The following is a 6,077-nucleotide window of genomic DNA, read 5'->3' on the forward strand; positions in this document are numbered from 1 at the left end:
GCCAGCGGCGTTGGTCAGGGTCGCGGTGTAAGTGATCTGGCCACCCTCCGCCACCGAGCCGGTGGCCGACAGGGACAGGTTGGTGGTGTCGACGGTGTCGGTCACGGTGGTGCTGACCGGGGTCTTGTCCGCCACCAGATCTTCGAAATTGCCACCGCTCACGCCAGTGATCGAGTTGGTGATCGGCGCGTTGCCGGTCAGCGCATCGTTCGCAGTAACAGCGGTTGCGGTGCCAGTAGTCTGACCGACGCCAATGGTGATGGTCTGGCCGTTAGCAAGCGTCACGACAACTGGCGAGCCGGTGACCGGCGCGCCGACGGTGGCGGTGTAGGTGACAGTGCCGCCTTCAGCCACCGAAGTATCAGCCGTCAATTTGACGGTCGAGGTATCGATGGTGTCGGTGACTGTCGTCACCGCTGGAGCAGTGCTCGGTACCAGGTTTTCGAAATTGCCACCGGTAGCGCTAGTGATCGTCGCCTGCACGGAACCAGCATCTTTGTAGACGTCATCGGACGGTGCCGGAACGGTTGCGGTGCCGGTTGTTTCGCCTGCCTTGATGGTGATCACAGCACCGTTCGACAGGGTCACGATCACTGGCGAGCCAGCGGCGTTGGTCAGTGTAGCGGTGTAAACAATCGAACCACCTTCGGCCACAGAACCGGTCGCACTCAGCGACAGGTTGGTGGTGTCGGTAACGTCCGTGACAGAAGTTGAAACCGGAGTTTTATCCGCCACCAGATCTTCGAAATTGCCACCGCTCACGCCAGTGATCGAGTTGGTGATCGGCGCGTTGCCGGTCAGCGCATCGTTCGCAGTAACAGCGGTTGCGGTGCCAGTAGTCTGACCGACGCCAATGGTGATGGTCTGGCCGTTAGCAAGCGTCACGACAACTGGCGAGCCGGTGACCGGCGCGCCGACGGTGGCGGTGTAGGTGACAGTGCCGCCTTCAGCCACCGAAGTATCAGCCGTCAATTTGACGGTCGAGGTATCGATGGTGTCGGTGACTGTCGTCACCGCTGGAGCAGTGCTCGGTACCAGGTTTTCGAAATTGCCACCGGTAGCGCTAGTGATCGTCGCCTGCACGGAACCAGCATCTTTGTAGACGTCATCGGACGGTGCCGGAACGGTTGCGGTGCCGGTTGTTTCGCCTGCCTTGATGGTGATCACGGCACCGTTCGACAGGGTCACGATCACTGGCGAGCCAGCGGCGTTGGTCAGTGTAGCGGTGTAAACAATCGAACCACCTTCGGCCACAGAACCGGTCGCACTCAGCGAAAGGTTGGTGGTGTCGGTAACGTCGGTGACAGAAGTCGAAACTGGAGTTTTGTCCGCCACCAGATCTTCGAAGTTGCCACCGGTCACGCCAGTGATCGAGTTGGTGATCGGCGCATTACCGGCCAACGCATCGTTCGCAGCAACAGCGGTTGCGGTGCCAGTAGTCTGACCAACGCCGATGGTGATGGTCTGACCGTTGGCCAGAGTTACCACAACTGGCGAACCGGTAACTGGCGCACCGACGGTGGCGGTGTAAGTCACGGTGCCGCCTTCGGCCACCGACGTATCGGCGGTCAGTTTGACGGTCGACGTGTCGATGGTATCAGTGACCTGAGTGACCGCTGGAGTGGTGCTCGGCACGAGATTTTCGAAGTTACCACCGGTGGCACTGGTGATCGTCGCCTGCACGGAACCGGCATCTTTGTAGACGTCGTCGGACGGTGCAGGAACGGTTGCGGTGCCGGTGGTTTCGCCAGCCTTGATGGTGATCACAGCGCCGTTCGACAGGGTCACGGTCACTGGTGAGCCAGCGGCATTGGTCAGTGTCGCGGTGTAGGTGATCTGGCCACCTTCAGCCACCGAGTTACTGGCGCTGAGCGACAGAGTGGTAGTGTCGGTAACATCCGTAACAGAAGTCGAAACCGGAGTTTTGTCCGCCACCAGATCTTCGAAATTGCCGCCGGTTATGCCAGTGATGGAGTTGGTGATCGGCGCGTTGCCGGTCAGCGCATCGTTCGCAGCAACCGCGGTTGCGGTGCCCGTAGTTTGACCGACGCCGATGGTGATGGTCTGGCCGTTGGCCAGAGTTACCACAACAGGCGAGCCGGTGACTGGCGCACCAACCGTGGCGGTGTAAGTCACGTTGCCGCCTTCAGCCACCGAAGTATCGGCGGTCAGCTTGACCGTCGAAGTGTCGATGGTATCGGTGACATTCGTCACCGCTGGAACCGCGCTTGGCACCAGGTTCTCGAAGTTGCCGCCGGTTGCGCTCTGGATGGTCGCTTCAACGCTGCCGGCGTCTTTATAGACGTCGTCTTTCGGTGCATCGACGGTCACGGTGCCGGTGGTCTTGCCGGCCTCGATGAGGATAGTCGCACCGTTCGACAGGGTCACGGTGACCGGTGTGCCAGCGGCGTTGCTCAAAGTCGCGGTGTAGGTGATCTGGCCGCCTTCGTTCACCGCGCCGGTCGCGCTGAGCGACAGGTTGGTGGTGTCGGCGGTGTCGGTCACGATGGTGCTGACCGGGGTCTGGTCGGCAACGAGGTTTTCGAAGTTACCGCCGCTGACGTTGGTGATCGAGTTGGTCAGCGGCGCGTGGCCGGCGAGGACGTCGTTCGGCGCGGTGGTGCTCACGCTGCCGCTGGTCTTGCCGACTTCGATAGTGATGTTCTGACCATTGGCCAGGGTGACGACCACAGGCGAACCGGTGACCGGCGCGCCGACGGTGGCGGTGTAGGTGACGGTGCCACCTTCTGCCGCGGTTTCGGTCGCGGTCAGTTTGACCGTCGAGGTGTCGACGGTGTCGGTGACATCGGTAACCGCTGGCGTGGTGCTTGGCACCAGGTTTTCAAAGTTGCCGCCAGTGGCGTCCTTGATCGTGACTTCAACTTTGCCGGCGTCTTTGTAGACGTCATCGGCAGGTGCCGGAACGGTGACGGTGCCGCTGGTTTTGCCAGCCTCGATGGTGATCACCGCGCCGTTGCTCAGGCTCACGGTCACTGGCGTGCCGGCCGGGTTGCTCAGGGTTGCGGTGTAGACAATCGAACCGCCCTCGGCCACGGAGCCGGTTGCGGACAGCGACAGGTTGGTGGTGTCGGCGACGTCGGTTACCGAGGTCACCGCCGGGGTCTGGTCAGCCACGAGATTTTCGTAATTGCCACCACTGGCGCCGTCGATTTTCACGCTCAGAGTGTTGCCGCCGGCCTGTGCATCGTTCGGCGCGGTGAAGTTGACGCTGGCGCTGCTGGCGCCGACCGGAATGGTGATGGTCTGGCCGTTGGACAGTGTCACCAGCACTGGCGAACCGGTGACCGGTGCGGTCACGGACGCGGTGTAGACAACCACGCCGCCTTCCACCGCACTGGCGCTGGCGGTCAGCGCAACAGTGCTGTTGTCGATGGTGTCGGTGACATCAGTTACCGCAGGAGTCTTGTCGATCACCAGGTTTTCAAAGTTGCCGCCGCTGGTCTTGGTGATGCTCGCATCGACCTTGCCGGCGTCCTTGTACACATCATCGCCAGGCGCGGCTACGGTCGCAGTGCCAGTGCTCGCACCCTTGGCAATGTTGATCACCGCGCCGTTGCTCAGGGTCACGCTCATGGCCGTGCCGGCCGGATTGCTCAGGGTGGCGGTGTAGACGATCGAGCCGCCCTCGGCAACGCTGCCGGTGGCGCTCAGGCTGATGTTGGTGGTGTCGACGGCGTCGGTGACTTTGGTCACCACAGCCGAACGATCGGCATCGACGCGCTCGAAATTGCCGCCGCTGTGGCTGGCGATCGCCGTCCGCACGTTGCTGCCATCGATGTACGGCGTATTGGCGGGCGCCGGGAAATTCACCGAACCGCTGGTAGCACCGGCAGCGATGTTGATCACCGCGCCGTTGGCCAGGGTCACGGTCATCGCAGTGCCGGCCGGGTTGCTCAGGGTCGCGGTGTAGGTGATCTGGCCACCTTCGCTGACGGTATCGCTGGCGGTGAGAGTCAGTGCGGTTGTGTCGACGGTGTCGTTGACCGTGGTGCTGACCGGAGTCTTGCTGACGTCGAGTTTCTCGAAGTTGCCGCCGCTGGCATCGGTCATGGTTACGGTGAGCTTGCTGACGTCCTTGTAGACGTCATCGCTCGGTGCGGCAATCGTCACCGAACCGCTGGTCTTGCCGGCTTCGATGGTGATGGTCTGGCCGTTGCTCAGGTTGACCGTTACCGGCGTTTGCGCGGCGTTGGTCAGCGTTGCGGTGTAAGTGATCGAAGAGCCTTCGAGCACGTAGCTTTCTGCGCTGAGGGTCAGGTGCGTGGTGTTGACCGTGTCGGCAACGTTGGTCACCGCAGGCGTAGTGCTCGGCACCAGATTTTCGAAGTTGCCGCCGGTGGCGTCCTTGATGGTGACTTCGACTTTGCCGGCGTCTTTGTAGACGTCATCGGCAGGTGCCGGAACGGTCACGGTGCCGGTGGTCTTGCCGGCTTCAATGGTGATGACCGATCCGTTGCTCAGGTTGACGGTGACCGGCGTACCGGCCGGGTTGCTCAGCGTCGCGGTGTAGGTGATCTGCCCGCCTTCGTTGACGTTGCCGGTGGCAGTCAGCGCGACGCTGGTGGTGTCGACGGTGTCGGTCACGGTGGTGCTGACCGGGGTCTTGTCGGCGACCAGATTTTCGAAGTTGCCGCCGCTGACGTTGGTGATCGAGTTGGTCAGCGGTGCGTGACCGATCTGCACGTCATTCGATACCGGGGCGGTGACGCTGCCGGTGGTCTGGCCCACGGCGATGGTGATGCTCTGGCCGTTGGCCAGGGTCACGACAACAGGCGTGCCGGTGACGGGCGCGCCGACAGTGGCGGTGTAGGTGACGGTTCCGCCTTCCGCGACCGAGGTGTCGGCGGTCAATTTGACCGTCGAGGTGTCGATGGTGTCGGTGACTTGAGTGACCGCTGGCGTGGTGCTCGAAACGAGATTCTCGAAGTTGCCGCCGGTGGCGCTGGTGATGGTGGCCTGCACGGAGCCTGAGTCTTTGTAGACGTCGTCGGACGGAGCCGGGAAGGTCACATTACCGCTGGTTTCGCCTGCCTGGATGGTGATGACGGCGCCATTCGACAAGGTCACGGTCACTGGCGAGCCAGCAGCATTGGTCAAGGTCGCGGTGTAAGTGATCTGGCCGCCTTCAGCCACGGAAGCGGTCGCGCTCAGCGACAGATTGGTGGTGTCGGCCACGTCGGTGACGGTTGTCGAAACTGGAGTGTTGTCCGCCACCAGATTTTCGTAGTTACCGCCGGTTACGCCAGTGATCGAGTTGGTCAGCGGAGCGTTGCCGGTCAAGGCATCGTTCGGTGCAGTGTAGGTGATGGAGCCAGTGGTCTGGCCGACGGCGATGGTGATGTTCTGGCCGTTGGCCAACGTCACGACCACAGGCGAGCCGGTGACTGGCGCGCCGACGGTGGCGGTGTAAGTCACGGTGCCGCCTTCGGCAACCGAGGTGTCTGCGCTCAGCTTCACCGTCGAGGTATCGACGGTGTCAGTGATTTCGGTCACTGCTGGCGTAGTGTTCGGCACCAGATTTTCGAAGTTGCCGCCGGTGGCGTCCTTGATGCTGACTTCGACCTGGCCGGCGTCCTTGTAGATGTCATCGGCCGGCGCTGGAACGGTAACGGTGCCGGTGGTTTTGCCGGCATCAATGGTGATCACCGAGCCGTTGCTCAGGGTCACGGTTACCGGGGTGCCGGCCGGATTCGTCAGCGTGGCGGTGTAGGTGATCTGGCCACCCTCGGCCACAGAGCCGGTGGCGCTGAGGCTCAGGCCAGTGTCATCGACCGAGTCGGTGATGGTGGTCACCGCTGGCGTGTTGCTTGGCACCAGGTTTTCGAAGTTGCCACCGGTAGCGCCAGTGATGGTCGTGCTGACGGTGCTGCCATTGTTGTAGACGTCATTGGCCGCTGTTGGCACGTTGACGGTACCGACGGTTTCGCCGGCAGCAATGGTGATGGTCGAACCGTTCGACAGGGTGACGGTAACTGGCGTCTGCGCTGGATTAGTCAGCGTTGCGGTGTAAGTGATCTGACCGCCTTCAACAATGTTGTTGGTCGCGGTCAGCGTCA

General features: G+C 62.1%; 1 protein-coding gene. It reads right to left on the minus strand.

Features of this window, described 5'->3' with window-relative positions; translation table 11 throughout:
- Positions 1-6,077, minus strand: a 6,077-nt coding sequence (locus J5M66_RS27095; RefSeq protein WP_347709594.1) for an immunoglobulin-like domain-containing protein, incomplete at both ends; no start/stop codon positions are given.

The organism is Pseudomonas sp. 67(2021) (assembly GCF_017491835.1).
Lineage (GTDB): Bacteria > Pseudomonadota > Gammaproteobacteria > Pseudomonadales > Pseudomonadaceae > Aquipseudomonas > Aquipseudomonas atacamensis.